Below are 22852 nucleotides of genomic sequence, written 5' to 3'. Positions count from 1 at the left end.
TCTATTAATTTAATAGTTTGTTATTGATTTAATTTTTTCGGAGGAACAGGATCATAGCCACTGCCTCCCCACGGATGGCATTTTGAAATTCTTTTGATACCCAGCCAAAGCCCTTTGAAAATACCATGTACCTGAAGGGACTCTACCATATAATGAGAGCAGGTAGGTTCATAGCGACAGTTTTTGGGAAGTAGGGGCGAAATAAACCACTGGTAAAATTTTATCAAAATTACCAAAGGAAAACTGATGATTTTATTGAATGTAAGTTTCAAAACAATGCAAAAATAGGGTAAAAAAATTAAAATTAGTTTAATTTTGTTATAAGTTTCAGAGACCAAAAAACCTGAATCTGTTTATCCTAAAAATAAATTATCTTGAGCCAAAATATTCCATTAGCCGAAAAGTTAAGACCCAAAACCCTGGACGAAGTTCTGGGGCAGGAGCATCTTACCGGTGAAAAAGGTACGATCAGGAAGATGATCGAAAATAATGCACTGAATTCCCTGATTCTCTGGGGGCCTCCGGGTACCGGAAAAACAACCCTGGCTGAAATAATTTCCGAAAAATCAGGCAGGAAATTCTATAAGCTCTCTGCAGTTTCTTCGGGAGTAAAAGATGTACGAGATGTGATTGAGGATGCTAAAAAACAAAACCTGTTTTCAGGAAAATCTCCCATTTTATTTATAGATGAGATTCATAGGTTCAATAAATCCCAGCAGGATTCATTATTGCACGCTGTTGAGAAAGGATGGATTGTACTGATTGGTGCCACCACAGAAAACCCAAGCTTTGAAGTGGTATCTGCTCTTTTATCTAGAAGCCAGGTTTATATTCTAAAAGCCTTAAGCTATGAAAAGCTTGAAGAATTAGTTGATACTGCTACCCAGCGGTTTAATAAGGATGAAGGAACCTCTTTTAAGATTGCTGAAAAAGGAGCATTTATTCAGTATTCAGGAGGGGATGCCCGCAAACTGATCAATTCTGTTGAACTTGTTCTTAATCAATATGTGAATTCAGATAAAGAAGAAATCAATAACTCAGATGTCCTGGATATTCTTCAGGAAACCATGGCACTCTATGACAAAAACGGGGAACAGCATTATGATATTATCTCTGCTTTTATAAAATCTATGCGGGGAGGTGACCCGAACGGTGCTGTTTACTGGCTGGCAAGAATGATTGCAGGAGGTGAGGATATCAAATTTATTGCCCGTAGAATGCTTATTCTTGCGGCTGAAGATATCGGGCTGGCAAATCCCAACGCTTTGGTGATCGCCAACAATTGCTTTCAGGCCATTAATGTTATAGGGAATCCGGAATCAAGGATCATTTTAAGTGAAACAGCAGTTTATTTGGCTGTTTCCCCTAAAAGCAATTCAACTTATATGGCTATTAATGAAGCATTAGCTCTTGTAAAACAGACTGGAAATCTGCCGGTGCCTTTACATCTTAGAAATGCACCCACCAAGCTGATGAAAGACCTTGATTATGGTAAAGAATATAAATATGCCCATTCATACGAAGGTAATTTTGTAGAACAGGATTTCCTGCCTGAAGAAATTAAAAATGTGAAGCTTTACCAGCCGGGAAATAACGCTACAGAAAAAAAGATCTATGAAGAGCTTAAGAAAAAATGGAATAACAGATATTAAAGCAAAAAGGATACTTTGAAAAGTATCCTTTATTATATAATTTATCTTACGTGTCGTTATTTTAAAGCACTTGTGCTTAGGAAAACGGTTTTCTTTCCGTTATAGTCCTTAACTTCTACATTGCCCATGATGTCACCATAAATGCTCATATTGCTGTCAGAAAACTCATAACCTTCAATAAAAACCGGTGTATTTTCAGGCACTCCGTATTGTGAATTCAGTTGAGCTAAAGATATTCTGTCTAAATCTTCATAGCCGTTTTTGATTTTATATTCCGTTAAACCTTTTTCCGCAATGAAGCTGTATTTTTTTAAACCCTGTGGCAGCGCAGAAGAAGCTTTGTAGACATTAGAGCTCTGAACAATGGCTTTTCTTGCGTTGAACATGCCTACTGTTCCGACCACGTCATTGGCAACAGCAAACTTTACAGAAGGATTTTTCTGGGCAGATAATGCTACAGATGATAATATTAAAAAAGAATAGAGTATTTTTTTCATAACCAGAATATGTATAACTGTTAAAAACTGGATAAATATAATTAAATTTTACAAAATGTGAATGAATTTTTGTGATATTTTAAATATTGTTTAGAAATTAAAACTTTTGTTAAGGATTTTTGATTTTTAAAACAAGTATTTAACGGTTATCTATTCCTCCTCCTTTTCTTCCTTCTTTGTATCCACCATGTTTCTGATAATGTTTTTCAGTCTTTGGAAAGTGAAGGAGCTTAATAATAAAATAACTCCTAATAGTATAAAAGCAGTAATTCTTGAGATATTATCCATCTGCCAGACATCATAGCTGTAAAGTTTCAGTACCATAATTCCTATAAGTACAAATCCAATCCTGCTGTATTCAGGAATATCCTTTTTTAGACTGATATAAATAAAAATACTAGCAAGAACAGTCCAGATGATCGGAAGATAGAGAATATTAAAATGTTCTTTCGTTTTATAGACCAGCGAAATGTCATTTACGGAGCTTAGGATGTAAGTGTGATAAAATCCACAGCTCACTGCAATAACAAGTGTTGCTGAAACTATCCAGTAGGAAAGCTTTGTTTTATAAAAACCAGTACTGGAAGCCACGCCCAACAATATATATGCAAAAGGAATCCAGTGAAGAAGATGGATCATATAAAAACCGAATGTGAGTTTTTTCTGTAAAACTGCTGTAACAACTGCTGATGCGGCAAATGACGCATTTAAAGCAATAAGAATAAATAGCAGGTAAATAAGTCCAGTCTGGATAATGCTTTCAATACCCAGCTTTTTCCTGAGTATCATTAGGGCAAAAATATAATAAATGCTGAATATCAGACCAATACTTACTACAGCAGGCCAGGGCATATCCGAAATATGATAGCTGATCTCTAACAGTAGGGCAATATATATAACGCTATAACTTACAACGGCAAAAACATTTTCAAAAAAATGATCCTTCTGTTTCTGTGATTCGTTGATTTTTTTCAATAAAAAGAGATTCACGATTGTTGTAGTAATGGTCACAAGACTCGTTAAAAAGACCGGATTAAACACAACAGCCATATTGTCTTTATTCAGATATTCCGACCAGGTCATGATCTGTGCAATGATGACGAGCGGGAAAAGTACATAAAAACAAGTTTTAAAGATGTTGTGCGAACTTTTTTTCCAGATGTAAAGAAGAAGAGTCGTTTCTACAGCCCAAACACTGGTAATAAGATGACTTCTGAACTGAATGGCGACCGCTATTGTGATAAGGCTGATGGTAAGAGCTGCAAAAATAGAATAGCTGAAGTCAAAACTCTTTTTTCCATATTCTCTTAAAAGCAGTACAGCATTAACACCGGCAAAAAGAAGCGGGAAAATAATTACAGGCTCATAGCTTAATGTATGGAATATATAAATCAGGCCGATAATACTGGAAAAATTAATTAATACCAGCATTAAAGTGTCCCATGGTGAAAGGATATCTTTTTTGATATGATCCTGAAGTGCGAAAATGTAGAAAATAATATAATTGATGATATAAAAAACAATACTGAGTAGTTCAGGATGTTTTACAGTCCAGAAGAATAGATAGACACTTGTAAAAATATAAGAGGTCCATCCCACACTTTTCCAGTTTTTCAAAAATGAAGTGGTGAGCATACCAATATTCAGCAGGGTCAGGTAAGTAAAAAGAAAAAGATAATTACTCTGCCCTGTACTGATCATCAGAGGCGCTGAAAAACCTCCCAGCATTGCAAAAATAATCAATACTTCACTTTTATAGTAATAGGCGAGGGCAATAGAAATGATGGTTACGATAGTAGTAATAAAGAAAGCTGTATTTTGGGTAAACAGGTGATATTCCCGGAAAGCAATGGTGGTGGTAAAATAGAGTACCGCAATTCCACCTCCGGTGATAATGGATGCGAAAACAGCATAATTTTTTCTCAGAAAATGTCCTGCCAGCATAATTCCCGCTCCGACAGTCAGGCCTATTCCTGCTCTTGCCGTTTCTCCGATCCAGTTTTTATCTATAGCATATTTTACAAAGTAGCCAATTCCAAGAACAAGGGTGAAAATACCGATGATGGTCAGAATATTTTGTTTTAAAAATTCAAAAACAGGTTCCAGCCAGTCCTTTTGAGGTTTTCTGGAAACTTCACCAGAAATGTTTTCTTCAGGCACTATGATCTCCTGTACCTGATGAGATAACGGATTTTCTTCGTTGGCTGACGGGTCTCGTAAGGTATTTGTATTTTGTTGAGCCTGATTGATTTTTACCTGTAGATCAGAAACTTCTTTCTCAAGCTTCCTGATCTTATGATTAAGATTGTTGAAGATAAAAAAGATGATCACAATGATTAATATGACTGCAAGAAACCCACTCATTCTTTAGTTTTTATCAAATATAAATAAATGTAACAGGATAAAAAATTAATCCATCACAGAATATGTGATGGATTAACTGTGTAGAGTGATTAAATTATATGAATCTTAGTTAGATACTTTATAGATGTAAAATGAGGCCACACTCGCCCCAAGTAAGCTTACATCTAAAGCTGTTGAACCTGTAAGTCCAAAGTTAATTTTATCTCCAGCCTGGAAAGTATAAATTGAGTTAAGGCTGGTTTCAGAAATTGTTAAACTCAATAAAATAAGGTTAGCTCCACTGAATGGGCGGTTGTCTATTATTGTTGCTACACCGGCTCTTGTTCTTAAAATTCCCACGCCGGGTGAGTTGGCAAGGAGAGAGGCCTGTAGTCCGGTACCGTATTTAAAGGTAAATCCGATTGCATATATTCCTGCAGATGGAATGGTGTATGTATTATCGGTGTCTGAGAATAAGGCTGCATTTCCTATTGATCTTTCAGTAGCAAGGAAGTTGACTGCTCTGAATCCTGAAGGGAATAATCCTAAACTTAATAAGCTTATTCCTGTAGTTTTTTTGGCTGCATACACAGAAGCATTAGTGCCGGATGCCGTTGTAGCAGCATCAATAATGATCTGAGGGTCTACTTTGGCAACTTGAAAGGTCCCGTCATTGACTACCATAATAGTATATCCAGGTAAAGCAGGTATCATTTGAGTATCCCTTACTTTCAAAGTTCCATTAACATCCAATGTAGCGGTCGGATTAGCTGTGTTGATCCCCACTTGGGAAAATGCTGGAATTGCAATTAGAGCAAAGAGCAAATTGTAAATTTTAGTTTTCATTGTGTAAGCTTTTCAATTAGTTTTTAGAATTATTGAATGCAAAAACCATGCCTTGCATTATGTTTTTTTTAATTATTTACATGTTATTATATTGATAATTTAAACAAATGTTTATTTTGTGATTTATATTTCTTCGTAATATGCTTATGTGTTAATATTTTTTAAAATAAATTCTGGAGTAAAAATAGATATTTTATTTTAATATTTCCTCATTTTATGAATTAAATATTTTTAAATTTTGTCATGTTTTGTGACACTTAATTATAGTGGTGGCAGTGTTTGTCATATAATCACGGCGAGAAGACATGTCAAAACAAAAAAACACTGCCATAAGAGCAGTGTTAGTTGAGCTATATTATCTGTATAATTTTAGCTTTCGAGGAGGAATTCCTTATAATTACCCAGAAAGTCAACCTCCGCATTAATTGACTGAAGCTCCAAAAGAGCATTTCCATGAAGTACTTCTTCCCACTTTCCAACTACATTAATAAAGAAAAAGTAATTACCGAGGCCTGTTTTCAGTGTTCGGGATTCAATTTTGCTGAGGTTCATCTTTCGCCAGGCAAAAACAGACAGGACCTGATGAAGTCCACCCGCATGATCCTCAGGAAGGTTAATCAGCATACCGGATTTCTCTCCCAGTACCTCAAGGCTGGTGTTATGGTAAGCCGGCTGCTGTTTGGTAATGACTATAAAACGGGTATGATTCTGTTCAAAATCCTGAATATTCCGGTGAACGATTTTTAATCCGTACAGATTGGCGGCAAACTGATTGGCGACGGCAGCTATTTTCAAATCTTTATTTTCAGAAACATATTTTGCTGCTGCTGCTGTAGAAGAAAAATCCTGTCTCACAATATCCTTATGATGTGTATCCAGAAAATGGAAGCTTTGAGCCAGAGCTTGCGGATGCGAATATATTTTTTCTATTTCTTCCAAACTGTTCTCAGGATGAATCATCAGATGATGGGCAATAGGCATCACTCCCTCTGCTTCAATTTTGATGGAAGGTGTTTTGTATAAATAATCCAGGGTCATAGAAACAGTCCCTTCAATAGAATTTTCCAAAGGAACAACAGCTTTATCCGCTTGTCCACTATTAACAGCATTAAAACAGTCCAGAATATTGGCCTGCGGTAAAAGTTCTTCCCCCGGAAAAAGCTGCGTGGCTGCCAACTGTGTGAAACTGGCGTGGGGTCCCAGAAATGCGATCTTCATACGTTTATATCAATGTTATTATATTTAGAATTCTGATTGAAGTGCAAAGATGCAAATTAGTTTAAAAACAATTGTATCTTTCGTTAATGATATCCTTCTTCTCGCTGCAACCTTTTACCTAAGATCTGCTACCTGTTCCAATTCTCTTCAATAAGCTTTATCAGAAAATCCGGGCACCTTATGATTTTGCTGGTTTTTGCATCCAGAAAGAACAGGGTAGTGGATGCTTCCGTGATCTTTATCCCTTCTTCATTGAAAATTTCATATTCAAATTCTATTCTTACCCCTGGAATTTTTTTGACATAGGTATGAATTTCTAATTTTTGATCGTAAAGCGCTGGGCGGATGTATTTAATTTTATAATCTGAAACAGGAAGCCAAATTCCTTGGTTCTCAATTTCATCGTATGACATTCCTATGCTTCGGAAGAGTTCCACTCTGCCAATTTCAAGATACTCTGCATAGTTGCCATAGTATACATATTTCATAGGGTCTGTTTCTCCGTAACGTACTCGTATTGAGTGAGTTGTATGTATCATTTTTAGTCCTTATTTACACATACAAATATATTTTTAAATAATCAATACCTGCAATATTTTTTTTTGAAAAGAAAAAATTGGACCTTTGTCTTCCTTCTACAAAAAGTACTAACAAAGATTTAATCGGGGCATAAATATGGATGAAAATTTAATGATGATATGGCAGAAATGTCTTCAGTTCATGCGTGATAATTTGAATGCAGCTGAGGATAATTCTGATCTTAAGAAGCTTGAAAAATCCTTCGACATGCTATTCGATAAGGTACAGCCACTTTCGTTGGTTGCTAATAACCTTACGCTTATAGTGCCGAGCGATTTTTACAAGGAATATATTGAGGATAATTACCTATCCCTGCTTTCTGCTGCCCTGAAGAAAAATCTTGGAAAAGGTGTCAAATTATGGTATTCTGTCATGGAAAACAGGCCTACCGGAGAGGAGAAGCCAGTGACTATGAATATGAAGGGAAAAAGCGTTCCTACCCCAAAAATGCAGGAAACAATGCCACAGGGATTCTCTGCGAATATTGTAAACCCTTTTGTACTTCCGGGAATAAGAAAAGTAAATATAGATTCGAACCTGAAGTCTGACTATTCTTTTGATAATTATATAGAAGGAGAGAGTAATAAATTTGCTGCCACGGTAGCCAGATCTATTGCGAAAAGACCAGGCGCAACCGCTTTCAATCCATTATTTCTTCACGGAGGATATGGAGTTGGAAAGACACACCTGGGACAGGCTGTAGGTCTTGAGGTAAAAAATCAGTTTCCGGATAAAGTCGTACTTTATCTGTCTTCAGAAAAATTTATCCAGCAGTTTATTTCTGCTGCGAAAGCCCATAAGCAGACTGAGTTTGCCAATTTCTATCAGATGGTTGATGTTTTGATCATTGATGATATTCAGTTTCTTTCAGGTAAATCTGCGACACAGGATAGTTTCTTCCATATTTTTGATCATCTTCATCAGAACGGAAAACAGATCATCCTTACATCAGATAAAGCGCCTGCAGATATCATGGACATTCAGGAAAGAATTGTTTCCCGTTTCAAATGGGGACTTTCTGCCGAAATTAAATCACCGGATCTTTCTACAAGAAGACAGATCATAGTAGATAAACTGAGCAGAGATGGAATTGTTCTTCCAGGCGATATGCTGGATTTCCTTGCCGCTGAAGCCAAGACCAATGTAAGAGAACTTATCGGAGTCATTAATTCTGTGATTGCTTATTCTACGGTTTATAAAACAGACTTAAGCCTTGAATTACTAAAAGATACAATCAATAAGATTGCAGCCAACCAGAAGAAAGTGATCAATATTCCTTATATTCAGGAGGTGGTATGCGATTATTTCGGAATCAAAAAAGAACAGCTTCTTTCTAAAACAAGAAAAAGAGAAATTGCACTTCCGAGACAATTGGCGATGTATTTTTCAAAAGAGCTGACTAATGCTACTTTTACAAAGATAGGTGAAGAGATGGGCGGAAAAGACCATTCAACAGTAATGTACGCCTGCGATACCATTAAAGATGTATCAAAAATTGATAAAGAAGTAAAAAAGTACGTTAAAGATCTTGCTGAAAGAATCAAAAAATAGAAAATAATTTAATCTGAATAAATTGAAATGGAGAATAGTTTTATTCTTCATTTTTTATTTAGTTTTGCTGCTGGAAGTAATGATTTTACATTTTTAGTTGTCTTAATGGAATAAATCATTTAATCTTTCAATTAATAAAATGATATGAAAATATTGATGGTGTGCCTCGGGAATATCTGCAGAAGTCCTTTAGCAGAAGGTATTATGAAGACAAAAGTCCCTGAAAACTTTTTTATAGACTCAGCAGGAACAATCTCTCTGCACGAAGGGGAAACTCCGGATAAAAGAGCTGTAAAAACAGCCGCAAACCATCATATTGATATTTCGCAACAAAGGTCCAGACCTATTACCAAAACTGATTTTGATACTTTTGATAAGATTTACTGTATGGACATTGATGTATATGAAGATGTGGTTTCAAAAGCACAGAATGAAGAACAGCGCCAGAAAATATTATTATTTATGTCTGCACTGGGAGATCATAAAAATGCAGAGGTTCCTGATCCTTACTGGGGAGATATGAAGGATTTTGAAGACGTTTTCCAATTGTTGGATAAAGGCTGTGATGCTATTAAAAACCAAATTCTATCATAATATGAAAACATTAATTCTCACACTTCTCTTAAGCTTTAATTTTTCTTTTGCCCAAACCAAGGACGAAACTGAAATACGGAAAGTAATAGAAGAATTTATGCAGTGTATCAAAACCAGGGATGAAGCCAAGTTTGCATCTTTATTTCAGGATCCAGTGCTTTGGACCGGAATTTATAATGACAGAACCCAGGCTAAACGTCTGGAAAAAAATCCAAAAGCGGAATACTATTTTACGGATGATTATAAAGCCTTTATCAGAGGCTTTAAGGATAATAAATCTGAGGAAAAATTCGACAATATCAAAATCATTGAAGACGGAGCTGTAGCTTCTGCTAATTTTGACTACAGTTTCTGGTATGACGGGAAAATGGAAAATTGGGGTAAAGAAATCTGGACTCTGATGAAGATCCACGGAATATGGAAAATTACTTCAGTTACCTTTTCTATGGATCTTACGGAATATTTCCCTCAACCTTCACTAAAAGAAAGAACTAAAAAACAATAAAATGCTTTTTTTACTCCCAGCCTATTTATCGGAAAATACTTCTATTACTCACTTTTCACCCGTACTGAAAGATTATATTATGCAGACGGATTATTTCTTTGTGGAAAATGAAAAAACAGCCAGAAAGGTTATTAAATTCTTTGCTCCCGAAAAGAAGCAGTCTGATTTGAAGCTGTTTCTGCTTGACAAATACACGGAAAATGCTGATATCAAAGAAGCTCAAACGCTCATGCTGCAGGGACAGGACTTTGGGCTCCTTTCTGAGGCCGGGCTTCCATGTATTGCGGATCCCGGAAACCTGATTGTGAAATGGTGCCATGAAAAAAATATCAGGGTGATTCCTGTTTCAGGACCATCATCCATTATTTTGGCTTTAATTTCCAGTGGATTCAATGGGCAGGAATTTACTTTTCATGGATACCTTCCGATAGATAAAGGAGAAAAGAAAAAACAGATTCAACGCCTGGAAAGTTTAGTGCAGCAGACAGGATATTCTCAAATCTTTATGGAAACTCCATATAGAAACAATCCGCTTTTTGAAGATCTTACCAAATTTTTATCTCCAAATACAAAGCTCTGCATCGCAGCAAATATTAACGATCCGGAGCATGAATTCATCCAGACAAAAACCATTAACGACTGGAAAAAAGCAAAGCCGGAACTCCACAAAATTCCTGCGGTATTTGTCTTAGGGAAATAGTTCTCACAACGTCATTGCGAATTGAAAGTGAAGCAATCTCTACGGTAATTTGTCTATTATTTCTCTCGTAGATTTAGCAGATCGGGCAGATCTTTTTTGTGAGTATTCTTAATCTGAATGATGGGCTAAATCTGCAGAGATATAGAATCATTCATCAGTTTGAAGCTGTTTCATTTACCATCTTACCTATAAATAAACATTTAACAGCCCTTAACATGCCCTTTGCACCATTCTTGTTCTGTACAGCTTATAACACCAAAAAAATAAATTATGTCAGATAAGAAATTAGCAGGACTTTGGATAGATACTGAAAAAGCAATTGTTGTAAAGAATCACGATGCACAGAACGCATTCAAATTTTTCCTTTGCAGTCCTGTAAAAGCAGAAATACAGCATGGAAATTCAAGTGAAAATGCAGCCAATAATGCTGAACGTACTAACCGGATAAAGTTTTTTAAAGAAGTAGAGCATCTTCTGACCAATTCCCAGGAAGTTTATATTACAGGTCCTGGAACCATTCAGGAGGAGCTTAAAAAGTATCTTCATGACACGGCTCAATTTAAGAATTTAACAATAACATTAGATACAGCACAAAAAATGTCAGATGAGCAGGTGCTCGAAACCGTTAAAGATTTTTTCAATGCTTAAATCATTGATCATGCAGTAAAAATCCGGATGTCGGCAACGACATCCGGATTTTTATTTATACAGAAAACGTTATTTTGTACTTCTTCCTGACTTCCATTTTCTCCATAAGAAGATAATAATGGGAATAAGGAGCAGAAACGGCCATAAAGAAATAATTCCCAAAAGAAAACTCATAAAGCTGTTCCATCCTTCAGTAACAGAATCTGCAAAGCGGCTTCCGAAACCAATTTTTGAAGTGGCAGAACTTCTTACTTTCTCCTTATATAAACTCAGATTGAGTGTGCTGTAATTCACCCGGTCATCAATGAATCGGAGCCTGCCTTCCGCTACATCAATTTCATCTTCCAGTTCGCGGATGGTCTCCTGGATTTCGATCATGTCTTTTGTAGTAGAAGCGCTTCTAAGCATATCGCGGTATTTCTCGAGATAGATCTTTTTATTGGCCAGTTTGATAGAGACATCGGTATATTCTTCAGTGACGTCATCAGATGAGATATTTTTGGATAAAACAGAACCCACTCCGTCAGAAAATGAATTAATGAGCGCATCGAAATTTTTATGCGGGACACGGATAACAAGGTCTAGATTGTCATCTAGGTCAGTATTTTGAAACTGTTCAGTTTGAATATAAGCATTATTTTTTTTCAGAATATCTTCTACCTGATTCTGGGCTTTTTTAATATCTCCCACCTGGATTTTCATATTGCCGTTTTTAATGATCTTTTTGGCAATAGTGTCCAGCTTTTTCGGGGCTATAGAAGGTTGCGCAGATTTATTAACGGGTTCTGATTTTTCAGAAATAGAGCTAGCAGGAGCCATTTGATAAACTTCTTTTGGCGCTGGAGGAGCCTCCACTTCATACTCAGTGACTGCTACTGCTTTATCAGCTGCTACTGCCGGAGAGGAATTGGCAACGTCCAGTTCGGATTTCTTGCACCCGCTCATCAAAAGCAGTATACATAAAGGTAAAAATAATTTTCTCATGAATATTTTTTATTGAACCTTATCAAGAATTATGCTTAAATCTTTATTTTGTTTCAAATTCACAATATTTTTATAAAATTTATTAAGATTCATTATTTTAATAGTTTTGAAAACAATCTGAAATCTAAATTATTTTCTATTTTTAGGGAATGAAAAAAAGTCTTTTAGCATTCGCATTTTCTCCATTTTTGATGTTCGCTCAGGAAGTTCCGAAACTTACCGATGAAATGGCAGGTAAATTACTTGAAAAACCCCTTCACTGTATCAATCAGGAATATCCAAATAAGACGGCACACATTATCAATAATGCCGGTGAGGCTATTTTGACTCCCAAAGATCTTCACCCAAGTTTTTACGGCTGTTTCGACTGGCACAGTTCCGTGCACGGACACTGGATGCTTGTGAGATTGCTGAAGACGAAACCCAATCTGGCCAATGCAAAAGACATTGAAAAAATCCTTGACAATTCGTTAGCCAAAGAAAACTTGCAGGCTGAAGCCGATTATTTCACAAAATATGAATTGACCACTACTTTTGAAAGAACCTATGGCTGGGCCTGGCTGCTGAAGCTTGACGAAGAACTGACCACCTGGAATCATCCAAAAGCTAAAATCTGGCATGAAAATTTAAAACCCCTCACAGATCAGATTTTAAAATCATGGAAAGCCTATCTTCCCAAACAAACTTATCCAAACAGAACTGGAGTTCACCCAAATACAGCCTTTGGCCTTGCTTTCGCAATCGATTGGGCTATAGCAAATCATGACAAGGAATTTGAGAATCAATTAAAGGAAAAAGCAAAATATTTTTACGGAAAAGACCAGAAAACACCTGCTTATCTGGAACCAGACGGATCTGACTTCTTCTCGCCAAGCCTTGAAATTGCAGACCTCATGAGAAGAGTACTGCCACAAAAAGAATTTGTCCTGTGGCTGAATAATTTTTATGAGAAGAGAAGTTTGGAGAATATTGAGAAAATCCCTGTTGTCAGTGACCTGAGCGATTATCAGACCGTGCATCTGGTTGGACTTTCTTTTTCTAAAGCATGGTGCATGAAAGGGATATCAAAGGCTCTTCCAGAGGGGCATCCATTGAAGAAAGATTTTAAGAAAACGGCAGATGTATTTTTAGCCAAAGGACTTCCTTTATTGTTTCAGGGGAATTATGGTGGAGACCACTGGTTGGCGAGCTTTGCGGTTTATTCTCTTGAAGATTAAAGGTTGTAAGCGAAAATTATATTGGTTACATTTGTGCCATGTCAGCTTTAGAAAAATTTGGTGTTGAAATTTTCACTCAGCATAATATTTTCGAGAGAATTTCTGCGGATAAACCTTTCCGTCCGGAAAACCCTGCCTTTATTTTTATTAAATCAGGGACGATAAAGCTCCGTCAGCATTTCAGTGATCTGGAGCTTTCTGCCAATATGTTTATGGTAACAGACCCTCAGACGATTTATGAAATGGTTTCCGTAAGCGGCGATTTTCAGTCGAGAATGGTTTCTTACAAAAGAGATTTTATCTCTGCACTGTCATTGAAATTCAACAGGCTGATCACCTATCGTTATTTCCGTCAGCAGATGAATAAGGGGGTTCCTTTTCCTGAAAATGAAATGGAAGTGGTCTGGAAAAGTGTCAACTTTCTTAAATATATTTTAGATTCAGATACCGAAATGCTCTACAAAAAAGAGATGGTGGAACATCTTTTCTCCGTTTTCTGTTATCAGATGGCGGGAATTATTTCCAAGGAAGATAACAATTCCATGAATCAGATGTCCAGACAGGAAGAGATTGTTTTTGTATTCCTGACAGATCTCGCAGAACATCATCTTACAGAAAGAACCGTTGAGTTTTATGCCGAAAGGCAGTCGATTACAACCAGACATCTTTCCTCAGTCGTGAAATCCATTACCGGGAAATCTGCCAGCCAGATCATTGCCTTAATTGTAATGAATGAAGCCAAAGTGCTTTTGAACTCCTCCAATAAACCTGTTTCAGAGATTTCTTCAATCCTCGGTTTCAGCGATCAATATGCATTTTCTCACTTTTTTAAAAAGCATCTCGAAGTAAGCCCACGACAGTACAGACATCAGTTTGAAAGTTGAAATCTTACATTTAAACATCTTTTTCCAAAATTCAAACATTTGATTGAATTTGTAGCCACCGTAACTTTGCCTTCGTAAAACAAGGTAAAATGACAAATAATGTAAAAACAGCACTATCATTCGTGATAGCTCTATTCCCTGCGCTGTTTTTTTCTCAACAGATCAAACAGATGACTGCAGGTGAGGCAGCCGATATGGCTGTGAAAAACCACCAGCAGTTAAAAGTGGCTGCGCAGAATATTGACATTGCAAAACAGAGTACAAATGTTGCAAAACTTCAAAAGCTCCCTAATATTACAGCTTCTACAAGCCAGTTCTATTTAGGCGATGCGGTAGCAATAGACAAAGATTTTTCGAACTCAACCGATATTCCGATGCCTCATTACGGAAGCTCATATGCTGTACAGGCTACCCAGCTGATCTTTAAAGGGGGTTTGGTGAATAAGTCCATTGAGATGGCAGGTCTGCGTGAACAGCTTTCAGAACTGGATTTGGAAAAAAATAAGCTTGATGTGAAATTTCTCGTGATCTCCAATTATCTGGATATCTATAAAATATTGAACCAGGAAACCGTTTTTCAGAATAACAAAAAACTGGCTCAGGAACGTCTGAAAAATATCCAGAAGTTTTATCAGCAGGGTATGGTGACCCGTAATGAGGTTATCCGTGGAGAGTTGGCCATCAAAAATCTGGATCAGGGAATTCTTACCCTTACGAATAACAAAAAGATCCTTAATTACAATTTAAATATCGCGTTAGGACTTCCTGCCGATACAGAAATTGTTCCTGTTGAAAGTTTAACGGATAAAGAATCCGGGATTGGTATCGATTATTATATGGATCTTGCCCACGACAGTAATCCTCAGCTGAAATCAGCAAAGAAAAATATTGATGTTGCTGATAAAAATATTGAAATAATAAAAACGGATCAAATGCCAACGCTTTCCGGATTCGGAGGTTATACTTTACAACGTCCGATTACGAATAGAAATCCTGTTTTGGATATTTATTCCGGAGGATGGCAGGCTGGTGTTTCATTGAGCTACAATATTGATAATTTATATAAGACAAAAGAAAAAGTTAAGCTTGGTGAACTGCAGAAAACACAAGCCGGTGATGCAGTGATGCTCGTTCAGCAGAATGTAGATATGACAGTGAATGCAGCTTATGTAAAATATCAGGAATCTATTCAGCAAGCTGATATCCTGAATGATTCCAAAAGACTGGCTGAAGAAAACTACAAGATCACTGAAGCCAAATATTTAAACCAGTTAGCAGTACAGGCAGAAATGATTGATGCGCAGAACCAGAAACTTCAGTCGGAACTGGACTATGCCAATGCGGAGATCAATGTATTGTATCAATATTATAACCTGCTGAAGGCTGCAGGAACGCTTTAATTTTAAAACTGAAAATCAAGATAATGGAAAACAAGGAACAAAATACTCAAAATACCCAGGCCGCACCGGCACAGTCGGGAGCAGCCGTTAAAAAGAAACAGAACAAAAAAAATAAGATTAGAGCGATTATTTCTAATACGGTTGTATTCCTGGTTATAGGATTCGGACTTTTCTGGCTGGTCCGCGAATATTTTCACATAGGAGACAAAACGTATACGGAAGCTGCTCAGGTAGAAGAATTCATTAACCCAATCAATACAAGGGTTTCGGCTTATATTAAAGATATAAAATTTATAGAGCACCAGAAGGTTAAAAAAGGAGATACCCTGGTTATCCTGGATAAGAATGAACTATTAACCCAGTTAGGCCAGGCAGAAGCTGCGTATCAGAATGCAATTGCCCAGAGATCAGCAACAAGTTCATCCGTAAATACAGTTTCCAATAACGTAAGTGTCATGGAATCTAATATTGCCGGTGCTAAAGCAAGATTATGGAACGCCGAGCAGAATTTAAACCGGTATAAAAACCTTCTTGCCGCAGAAGCGGTGACCAGACAACAGTACGACCAGATTAAAACAGAATATGATGCTCAGAAAGCAGCATATGAAACCTTAGTCAACCAGAAACAGTCGGCTAATCTTTCCACAACTGAGGTAAAAAGCAAATTAGGAATTAATGATGCAGAGATCAAAAGAACAAAGGCAGCACTGGATATGGCAAAGATCAATCTTTCTTATACTGTCATCACCGCACCTTACGATGGAATCATGGGACGCAGAACGATCTCTGAAGGACAATTGATTCAGCCGGGTCAGCAAGTCGCTACCATCGTTCTGAATGGCCAGAAATGGGTAACAGCTAATTTTCTGGAAAGCCAGATGCCTAACATTAAGATCGGTGAAAAGATGACAATGACCGCTGATGCTTTGGGAGGAAAACAATTTGAAGGAGTAGTCACTGCTATTTCAGCAGCGACAGGTTCAAGATATTCCAGTGTTCCTACCGACAATTCTACAGGTAACTTTATCAAAGTGCAGCAGAGAATTCCAGTAAGAATAGAATTCAGCAACTCTAATAAAAAGGAAGATCTGGAAAAACTGAGCGCAGGAATGAATATGAATGTAAATATTAATTAGGATTGAAAGATTTAAGCATTTAATGATTGAAAGATTTTAGAAGGGAAGCCGGAAGTCAGAAGAGGGAAGTTGATGCAGACGAATCATAACTTCCGGTCCCTTTCTTATTTTTTAATTTTTTTTAAACAGAACTTATTTGGAAAGCAGAAGTATGATGACAAAAGAAACTTCCATCTCCCATCTCCTGCTTCCATCCTCTAACTTCTAACCTCTAATATCTAATTTCTAAATTCATGTACAACAAAGGACTATATAACGACTGGGTACCCAAACCCGTACAGCTGCTGCTCATCGTACTGCTATTGGCAGTCGTGATGCCGCTTGGCGGGGTGTACACCGGAAACATCAGTTATCTGGTGAGCGGTACCGGTGCGATGACAGAATATTTTATGTGGGCCAATTATGCTACCACAATAGGAATGGGCGCCTGTATGCCGATCGTTCTCAGAATGAAGATGAGATTCAAGGTGAGAGATAAAATGACGGTGCTGCTCGTACTTTTAGGAGTATTGAGCTACATCAATGGAACAACGATGCAGCCAATGGTATTTGTGTTTACGGCACTGTTTATCGGGTTTTTAAAGATGATGGTGACTATTGAATTATTCCTTCCGTTAATGACAATGATTGGTAACAGAGGGATGTTTTATGGACTGTTTTACACCTTTGTTTTAGTGATGAACCAGGTGGCAGCTTATTATTCAGTGGTCGTTTCTATTCATTACAACTGGCAGCATTTCTACATCATTGCAGCGGTATTGTGTTTCATTCTTGCTCTGATCCACTGGATATTTATGCATGATAAATACTTTGCCTTAAAAGTTCCGTTACATTATATTGACTGGATGAGTATCATGTTATTCGTTTCTACGTTTATGTTTTCCGCCTATGTTTTTTCTTTCGGAAAGCAACAGGATTGGTGGAATTCAAAACATATTATGAATGCGAGTATGGCTGCTTTCGTAAGCTTTGCTTTGCTGGTGGTTCGTCAGTTTACTTTAAAAAGGCCTTATTTATCATTCATGATATTCAAAAAAAATAATGTGCAGCATGGTCTGTTTATGCTGTTGTTTCTGGGAATGTTCTTAGGAACCACTGCACTGCAGAATACCTTTGCAGTAGGAGTTCTCGGATATGATCAGCAAACGAACGCAGGGCTGAATCTACTCATGATTCCCGGAATTATCCTGGCAGGAACAATTGCTGTATTTTGGTTTAAAAAAGAAATACCATTGAAAATGTACATCTTCTCAGGGTTTTCAGCAATGATGGGGTATGCATTGATTATGTACTTTTCGATGGTTTTAGAATTCAATTATGAGAACTGGTACCTGCCGATGTTGTTAAAAGGATACGGGATGTGTTCATTGTTCATTTCAGTGTGGTTCTATACCCTGGATAAACTTGAAATGGATGATATGCTGGCCGCCATCGGATTAGTGCTTGTGTGGAGAACTTTTCTGGCTGTGGGCTTTTTCTCAGCATTGTATTCATGGTTTCAGTACCGTTTCCAGATAACGGCAGTAGGTGATCTTGCGGTATATATTGACGGAATGACGGTGAGTCCTCAGACTTTAGCCGCGAATATGAAGACGCTTCAGCTGAATGCCATTATTGTGGCCGGCAAAAAGATCTTCGGATATATTATTTTGGTAGGTTTTGGAGTGTTGCTGTACGTCATGACACATCATTTTGGAAGGGAAAGATTCCGGTATTTGAGATTCATCAGAGTTCTCGGCGGTAAATCTGTAATTGCCAGAAGAAGACTCCGTGAACGGAAACAATTATTAGAAGAAATAAAAGACGCAGCCGGGCCTGCGGTTTAAAGATACCTTGTTTTTCACGAGTAAAGCTCTGCTATAATTTTTTAGTGGGGCTTTACTTTTTTTGAATTAATTATTTTTATTTTGTCTAAATAAAATTAAATTTGTATCAATAAAATTAAAAGATATGTCAAGAATTCAAACAGGGCGGATTGTTGCAGAACTGGCAAGAAAAGAATATATCACAGATCATTACATCAGAGTCTATCTGTATTCTCCCGAAGCTCATTTGTTTAAAAATACCACCATTGGTGATAATAATAAGATCGCTGTTCCTCCTGTAGGTTTGGATGAAATTCATTTTCCAACGTTGGATGAAAACCGCCAATGGGTTTATCCTCCAAAAGAAGTAGCTCCCGCTATAAGAACCTATACCCACAGAGGGATTGATCTGGACAAAAATGAGCTGATCATTGATTTTGTAGACCATGGTGATGGCGGTCCCGCATCAAAATGGGCCCGGGAATCTGAAGCCGGATCCAAACTGGGCATCATGATGCGAACCGAAGCTAAAGAAATGTATCCGGATGCTGAATGGTACCTGTTTGTAGGAGATGTAACTGCCATTCCTGTTCTGAGTGCGATGCTGGAAACTTTACCGGAAACAGCGAAAGGAGTCTGCATCATCGAAGTTCACGGAAAAGAAGACGAACAGATCCTTAAAACTAAGGCTGATATTGAATTTAAATGGCTTCATAATCCCACACCGCAAATCAGTAGTGAAATGGCAGATGTTGTAAAAGATATTGCTATTCCGGAAACTACTAAATTCGGATATGTTGCGGCCGAGTTTTCAAGCGTTAAAGAAATCCGTACCTATCTCAGAAAAGAAAAAAACTGGACTTCACAGGAACTCAATGCTTATTCTTACTGGAAAGCAGGTGTAGCAGAGAATGAATCGGAGAAGGACAGGCATAAGGAGAAGGATTCGATGGGATAGGATTATTAGGTCAATGGTGAATTTTGCTTTGCAAGTGAATGGTGAATGGCAGGTTAAGAGCCGAGAGCCAAGAATCAAGAATCAAGAACCAAGACATCCCATACCAGACAATAATTCATTAACTTAATAATTATGCAGTAACCAGCAACGAACAAACCAGCAACCAAAATCACTTTCAAACTCATTTACTCTCAAACCCTCAAACTCTCAATCCTCACCGCAGACAAACTTGCAATCCGAACCCGAAACTCTTATCTTTGCACCCTTAAATACAGCAATGAAAGATTTAATGGGTAAAGCAGTCTGGGATTATTTTCGCAATGAAAACCCTGAGGATCTGCAAACAGAAACATCAATATCGGAACTGGATGAGCTTCCGGTAGCGTATCTTTTCAGAGATTTTGAGGAGATGAACGATATTGAGCAGAAAGCACTTGAGCTGGCTCAGGGGAAAGTTCTGGACATTGGTGCCGGTGCCGGTTCTCATGCTTTGTATCTTCAGAACGAAAGAAATCTTGATGTGTTGGCACTGGATATTTCACCAAAATCTACTGAGGTCTGTAAGCTTAGGGGAATTAAAAAAGCGGTATGCGAAAATATGCTTGATTTTTCAGGAGAAACCTTTGATACCGTTATGCTTCTGATGAATGGAACCGGAATTTTTGAAAGTCTGGAAAAAATTGATATTTATCTTCAGAAGCTGTACACTTTAATTAATGATAACGGACAGATCCTGATCGACAGTACGGATATTCTGTATATGTTCGACCGTGATGAAGATGGGGGAGTTTATATTCCGGCAGGCGGCTATTATGGTGAATTGGATTATGTGGTTCATTATAAAGGAGAATCTGAAGATCCTGTCAAATGGCTCTACCTTGATTTTACAACTTTGAAAAATGCCGCAGAAAATAACGGCTTTAAGGTAGAAAAAATAATGCAGGATGAAGATTCCTATCTGGCAAAACTGACTAAAAAATAAATATTGCCTTGTCATTGCGAGCGCAGCAAAGCAATCTCTTAATACTCTTAATCGCTAAACTCTTCTTAATGGTGTTAAGGTTAATATCAAGTTTTTAAGGTCATTGAGTTTAAATTTTGTTTTAAGGATGGAGTATAAAATAAAAAAAGACACATGATTTTTCATGTGTCTTTTGCTTTATCTTAAATATTGATTATCCTATCTCAATACCATTTTCCACATTGCTGTCATCCGGTGTTACGAAAGACAGTTTTCCATCAGGTTTTGTCGTTAATAAGAACATACCCTGAGACTCTATTCCTCTGATCTTTCTTGGAGCAAGGTTCAATAAGATCATTACTTGTTTCCCGATAAGTTCTTCCGGTGTGAAGCTTTCTGCAACACCTGAAACCACAGTTCTGATATCAACCCCTGTATCTACTTTGAATTTTAATAATTTATCCGCTTTTTCTACTTTTTCAGCTTCTAAAATGGTAGCTGTTCTAAGGTCTATTTTAGCAAAATCATCAAAAGAAATCTCTTCTTTCATAGGGTTGGCGTTAGGGTTTGTTTTTTTATTGTTTTGTTTGGTCTGTTCCAGTTTTTCAATCTGAGCTTCGATGACGCTGTCTTCAATTTTTGAGAAAAGAAGAGAAGCTTCATTGATTTTATGACCCGTTTCTATTAAAACAGATTTGTTTTCAACATCGCTCCAGTTCGCCTGTTCAGCATTGAACATGGTTAATAGCTTTTCAGAGCTAAAAGGCATGAATGGCTCGCAAAGCTGGGCTAAAGCAACTGCCAGTTGAGCTCCTACAAATAAGGATTGTGCTGCTTTTTCAGGGCTGTCCTTAATCGTTTTCCAGGGTTCTTCAGCCTGAAGGTACTGGTTTCCGAAACGGGCAAGATTCATTAATGCCGTTAATGCATTTCTGAATTCATAATTTTCCAAGAATCCTGAAATTTCTTTAGCGGTTTTGTTAATTTCTCCTAATTCAGGACTCTTTACATCTCCCTGAGGAACAATACCATCATAATATTTATGGATAAGAACAGCAACTCTATTGATAAAGTTACCGAAAATTCCTACCAGCTCAGAATTATTTTTAGTCTGGAAATCTTTCCAGGTAAAATTATTGTCCTTTGTTTCCGGAGCAGACGAAAGAAGCGCATATCTTAACACATCCTGTTGTCCCGGGAATTCTTCTACATATTCATGTGCCCATACCGCCCAGTTTCTGGACGTTGAGATCTTATCGTTCTCAAGGTTTAAGAATTCAAAGGCAGGAACATTTTTCGGCATGATATAATCACCGTGAGCTTTCATCATTGCAGGGAAGATAATACAGTGGAATACAATATTATCCTTTCCGATGAAATGAACCAGGTCACTGTTTTCATTCTGCCAGTAATCTTTCCAATTTTTTCCGTTTTTCTCTGCCCATTCTTTAGTGAAAGAAATATATCCGATAGGGGCATCAAACCAAACGTAAAGCACTTTCCCTTCTGCATTTGGAAGCGGTACAGGAACTCCCCAGTTCAGATCTCTGGTCATGGCACGTGGCTTTAAACCATCATTCAACCATGATTTAACCTGTCCGTATACATTCGGTTTCCAGTCATCTTTATGGCCTTCAATGATCCATTCGTTCAGAAAATCTTCATATTCATTTAAGGGAAGATACCAGTTTTTGGTCTCCTTAAGAATCGGAACATTTCCGCTTAACATGGATTTAGGATTGATCAGTTCTGAAGGCGATAGGGTAGACCCACACTTTTCGCACTGGTCTCCGTAAGCATTTTCATTCCCACAGTTCGGGCATGTTCCTACAATATATCGGTCTGCCAAAAATTCTCCGGCCTGTTCATCAAAATACTGCTCAGAAATCTCTTCCGTAAATTTCCCTTTTTCATAAAGGACCTTAAAGAAATCCTGGCTCGTTTCGTAATGCTTTTTAGAGGTTGTTCTGGAATACTCATCAAAAGAAATTCCCAGATCTGAAAAAGATTTTTTGATGATCTCATGGTATTTATCCACAATATCCTGAGGTGTTACTCCTTCTTTTTTTGCTCTAATGGTGATAGGAATCCCATGCTCATCCGATCCGCAGATAAATGCTACATCTTTTCCTAATCTTCTCTGAAATCTTGCGTAGACATCCGCAGGAATATACACACCTGCCAAATGTCCTATATGAACCGGTCCGTTTGCATAAGGCAAAGCTGCCGTAATCATCTTTCTGTTTGACATTTATCGTAAAGTTTTAACTGCAAAGATAAGAATTATCTCCTAGAACCGCCTAATATTCGGTTATAATAAGTTTTTTGCCCGTCTGCCAGACTGAAATATTACATTTAGTTAAACAAATGTTTA

General features: G+C 37.4%; 21 protein-coding genes. 13 read left to right on the top strand and 8 right to left on the bottom strand.

Annotated features, from left to right (window positions below):
• Positions 1–20: 20 nt before the first annotated feature.
• Positions 21–272 carry a membrane protein insertion efficiency factor YidD gene (gene yidD, locus ACTJIV_RS08690; RefSeq protein WP_174772291.1) on the bottom strand — a complete coding sequence of 84 codons (252 nt, stop codon included), beginning with the start codon at positions 270–272 and terminating at the stop codon, positions 21–23.
• 102 nt (positions 273–374) lie between these two features.
• On the opposite strand from yidD, the gene ACTJIV_RS08685 reads away from it, so the two are divergent.
• The gene (locus ACTJIV_RS08685; protein ID WP_223558771.1) at positions 375–1652 is read left to right on the top strand and encodes a replication-associated recombination protein A; all 1278 of its coding nucleotides are present in this window, start codon (positions 375–377) and stop codon (positions 1650–1652) included.
• Positions 1653–1708: 56 nt separating this feature from the next.
• Here the strand turns inward: ACTJIV_RS08685 and ACTJIV_RS08680 are convergent, their stop codons facing one another.
• The 5 genes from ACTJIV_RS08680 to ACTJIV_RS08660 all read right to left on the bottom strand — a co-directional run bounded on the left by ACTJIV_RS08680 (position 1709) and on the right by ACTJIV_RS08660 (position 7095).
• Positions 1709–2149: a hypothetical protein gene (locus tag ACTJIV_RS08680; protein WP_440626874.1), complete on the bottom strand. Its 441-nt coding sequence runs from the start codon at positions 2147–2149 to the stop codon at positions 1709–1711.
• Positions 2150–2299: 150 nt separating this feature from the next.
• Positions 2300–4513, bottom strand: a complete 2214-nt coding sequence (locus ACTJIV_RS08675) for a DUF2339 domain-containing protein (RefSeq protein WP_440626872.1) — start codon at positions 4511–4513, stop codon at positions 2300–2302.
• Between the two features lie 105 nt (positions 4514–4618).
• Positions 4619–5338, bottom strand: a complete 720-nt coding sequence (locus ACTJIV_RS08670) for a hypothetical protein (RefSeq protein ID WP_440626870.1) — start codon at positions 5336–5338, stop codon at positions 4619–4621.
• Between the two features lie 369 nt (positions 5339–5707).
• Positions 5708–6556: a prephenate dehydratase gene (pheA, locus tag ACTJIV_RS08665; protein ID WP_223558779.1), complete on the bottom strand. Its 849-nt coding sequence runs from the start codon at positions 6554–6556 to the stop codon at positions 5708–5710.
• Positions 6557–6684: 128 nt separating this feature from the next.
• Complete coding sequence (locus ACTJIV_RS08660; RefSeq protein WP_223558780.1) at positions 6685–7095, bottom strand: acyl-CoA thioesterase; 411 nt, start codon at positions 7093–7095, stop codon at positions 6685–6687.
• Between the two features lie 136 nt (positions 7096–7231).
• Between ACTJIV_RS08660 and dnaA the strand changes: the two genes are divergently transcribed.
• From dnaA to ACTJIV_RS08635, 5 genes are all read left to right on the top strand, one after another.
• A complete protein-coding gene (dnaA, locus tag ACTJIV_RS08655; protein ID WP_111957721.1) occupies positions 7232–8686 on the top strand; it encodes a chromosomal replication initiator protein DnaA in 1455 nt (484 codons plus the stop codon).
• Between the two features lie 144 nt (positions 8687–8830).
• The gene (locus tag ACTJIV_RS08650; RefSeq protein ID WP_336379914.1) at positions 8831–9280 is read left to right on the top strand and encodes a low molecular weight protein-tyrosine-phosphatase; all 450 of its coding nucleotides are present in this window, start codon (positions 8831–8833) and stop codon (positions 9278–9280) included.
• A gap of 1 nt (position 9281) precedes the next feature.
• Complete coding sequence (locus ACTJIV_RS08645; protein WP_440626867.1) at positions 9282–9785, top strand: nuclear transport factor 2 family protein; 504 nt, start codon at positions 9282–9284, stop codon at positions 9783–9785.
• 1 nt (position 9786) lies between these two features.
• On the top strand, positions 9787–10485 hold the full coding sequence (locus tag ACTJIV_RS08640) for an SAM-dependent methyltransferase (RefSeq protein WP_111957715.1): 699 nt from the start codon (positions 9787–9789) through the stop codon (positions 10483–10485).
• A gap of 270 nt (positions 10486–10755) precedes the next feature.
• Positions 10756–11133 carry a hypothetical protein gene (locus ACTJIV_RS08635; protein WP_111957713.1) on the top strand — a complete coding sequence of 126 codons (378 nt, stop codon included), beginning with the start codon at positions 10756–10758 and terminating at the stop codon, positions 11131–11133.
• A gap of 69 nt (positions 11134–11202) precedes the next feature.
• Here the strand turns inward: ACTJIV_RS08635 and ACTJIV_RS08630 are convergent, their stop codons facing one another.
• Positions 11203–12117 carry a DUF4349 domain-containing protein gene (locus tag ACTJIV_RS08630; protein ID WP_336379916.1) on the bottom strand — a complete coding sequence of 305 codons (915 nt, stop codon included), beginning with the start codon at positions 12115–12117 and terminating at the stop codon, positions 11203–11205.
• 149 nt (positions 12118–12266) lie between these two features.
• On the opposite strand from ACTJIV_RS08630, the gene ACTJIV_RS08625 reads away from it, so the two are divergent.
• From ACTJIV_RS08625 to ACTJIV_RS08595, 7 genes are all read left to right on the top strand, one after another.
• Entirely contained in the window at positions 12267–13334 is a 1068-nt protein-coding gene (locus ACTJIV_RS08625) for a DUF2891 domain-containing protein (protein ID WP_223558784.1), read from the top strand.
• A gap of 38 nt (positions 13335–13372) precedes the next feature.
• The gene (locus ACTJIV_RS08620; RefSeq protein WP_111957707.1) at positions 13373–14218 is read left to right on the top strand and encodes a helix-turn-helix domain-containing protein; all 846 of its coding nucleotides are present in this window, start codon (positions 13373–13375) and stop codon (positions 14216–14218) included.
• Between the two features lie 89 nt (positions 14219–14307).
• Positions 14308–15618, top strand: a complete 1311-nt coding sequence (locus tag ACTJIV_RS08615; RefSeq protein ID WP_440626863.1) for a TolC family protein — start codon at positions 14308–14310, stop codon at positions 15616–15618.
• A 23-nt stretch (positions 15619–15641) separates the two neighbouring features.
• Positions 15642–16754 carry an HlyD family secretion protein gene (locus ACTJIV_RS08610; protein ID WP_223558786.1) on the top strand — a complete coding sequence of 371 codons (1113 nt, stop codon included), beginning with the start codon at positions 15642–15644 and terminating at the stop codon, positions 16752–16754.
• Positions 16755–16987: 233 nt separating this feature from the next.
• Positions 16988–18580: an MFS transporter gene (locus ACTJIV_RS08605; protein WP_440626861.1), complete on the top strand. Its 1593-nt coding sequence runs from the start codon at positions 16988–16990 to the stop codon at positions 18578–18580.
• Positions 18581–18704: 124 nt separating this feature from the next.
• Positions 18705–19517 carry a siderophore-interacting protein gene (locus ACTJIV_RS08600; protein ID WP_440626858.1) on the top strand — a complete coding sequence of 271 codons (813 nt, stop codon included), beginning with the start codon at positions 18705–18707 and terminating at the stop codon, positions 19515–19517.
• A gap of 277 nt (positions 19518–19794) precedes the next feature.
• Positions 19795–20499: a class I SAM-dependent methyltransferase gene (locus tag ACTJIV_RS08595; RefSeq protein WP_440626856.1), complete on the top strand. Its 705-nt coding sequence runs from the start codon at positions 19795–19797 to the stop codon at positions 20497–20499.
• 193 nt (positions 20500–20692) lie between these two features.
• On the opposite strand, the gene metG is transcribed toward ACTJIV_RS08595, so the two are convergent.
• Positions 20693–22729: a methionine--tRNA ligase gene (gene metG, locus ACTJIV_RS08590; RefSeq protein WP_440626854.1), complete on the bottom strand. Its 2037-nt coding sequence runs from the start codon at positions 22727–22729 to the stop codon at positions 20693–20695.
• Positions 22730–22852: the final 123 nt, after the last annotated feature.

It is taken from the genome of Chryseobacterium sp. 22532 (genome assembly GCF_052044665.1).
Classification (GTDB): Bacteria; Bacteroidota; Bacteroidia; order Flavobacteriales; family Weeksellaceae; genus Chryseobacterium; species Chryseobacterium lathyri.
The sequence above is the reverse complement of the archived record's forward strand: the minus strand, read 5'-3'. Positions and strand labels throughout refer to the sequence as shown.

Bases quoted from the DNA above. Each gene is read 5' to 3' on its own strand.
- ACTJIV_RS08610 (WP_223558786.1), top strand. From the start codon at position 15,642: ATGGAAAACAAGGAACAAAATACTCAAAATACCCAGGCCGCACCGGCA.
- pheA (WP_223558779.1), bottom strand. From the start codon at position 6,556: ATGAAGATCGCATTTCTGGGACCCCACGCCAGTTTCACACAGTTGGCA.
- metG (WP_440626854.1), bottom strand. From the start codon at position 22,729: ATGTCAAACAGAAAGATGATTACGGCAGCTTTGCCTTATGCAAACGGA.
- ACTJIV_RS08675 (WP_440626872.1), bottom strand. From the start codon at position 4,513: ATGAGTGGGTTTCTTGCAGTCATATTAATCATTGTGATCATCTTTTTT.
- dnaA (WP_111957721.1), top strand. From the start codon at position 7,232: ATGGATGAAAATTTAATGATGATATGGCAGAAATGTCTTCAGTTCATG.
- ACTJIV_RS08620 (WP_111957707.1), top strand. From the start codon at position 13,373: ATGTCAGCTTTAGAAAAATTTGGTGTTGAAATTTTCACTCAGCATAAT.
- ACTJIV_RS08615 (WP_440626863.1), top strand. From the start codon at position 14,308: ATGACAAATAATGTAAAAACAGCACTATCATTCGTGATAGCTCTATTC.
- ACTJIV_RS08595 (WP_440626856.1), top strand. From the start codon at position 19,795: ATGAAAGATTTAATGGGTAAAGCAGTCTGGGATTATTTTCGCAATGAA.
- ACTJIV_RS08680 (WP_440626874.1), bottom strand. From the start codon at position 2,149: ATGAAAAAAATACTCTATTCTTTTTTAATATTATCATCTGTAGCATTA.
- ACTJIV_RS08625 (WP_223558784.1), top strand. From the start codon at position 12,267: ATGAAAAAAAGTCTTTTAGCATTCGCATTTTCTCCATTTTTGATGTTC.
- ACTJIV_RS08670 (WP_440626870.1), bottom strand. From the start codon at position 5,338: ATGAAAACTAAAATTTACAATTTGCTCTTTGCTCTAATTGCAATTCCA.
- ACTJIV_RS08645 (WP_440626867.1), top strand. From the start codon at position 9,282: ATGAAAACATTAATTCTCACACTTCTCTTAAGCTTTAATTTTTCTTTT.
- ACTJIV_RS08600 (WP_440626858.1), top strand. From the start codon at position 18,705: ATGTCAAGAATTCAAACAGGGCGGATTGTTGCAGAACTGGCAAGAAAA.
- ACTJIV_RS08630 (WP_336379916.1), bottom strand. From the start codon at position 12,117: ATGAGAAAATTATTTTTACCTTTATGTATACTGCTTTTGATGAGCGGG.
- ACTJIV_RS08605 (WP_440626861.1), top strand. From the start codon at position 16,988: ATGTACAACAAAGGACTATATAACGACTGGGTACCCAAACCCGTACAG.
- ACTJIV_RS08650 (WP_336379914.1), top strand. From the start codon at position 8,831: ATGAAAATATTGATGGTGTGCCTCGGGAATATCTGCAGAAGTCCTTTA.
- ACTJIV_RS08660 (WP_223558780.1), bottom strand. From the start codon at position 7,095: ATGATACATACAACTCACTCAATACGAGTACGTTACGGAGAAACAGAC.
- ACTJIV_RS08635 (WP_111957713.1), top strand. From the start codon at position 10,756: ATGTCAGATAAGAAATTAGCAGGACTTTGGATAGATACTGAAAAAGCA.
- ACTJIV_RS08640 (WP_111957715.1), top strand. From the start codon at position 9,787: ATGCTTTTTTTACTCCCAGCCTATTTATCGGAAAATACTTCTATTACT.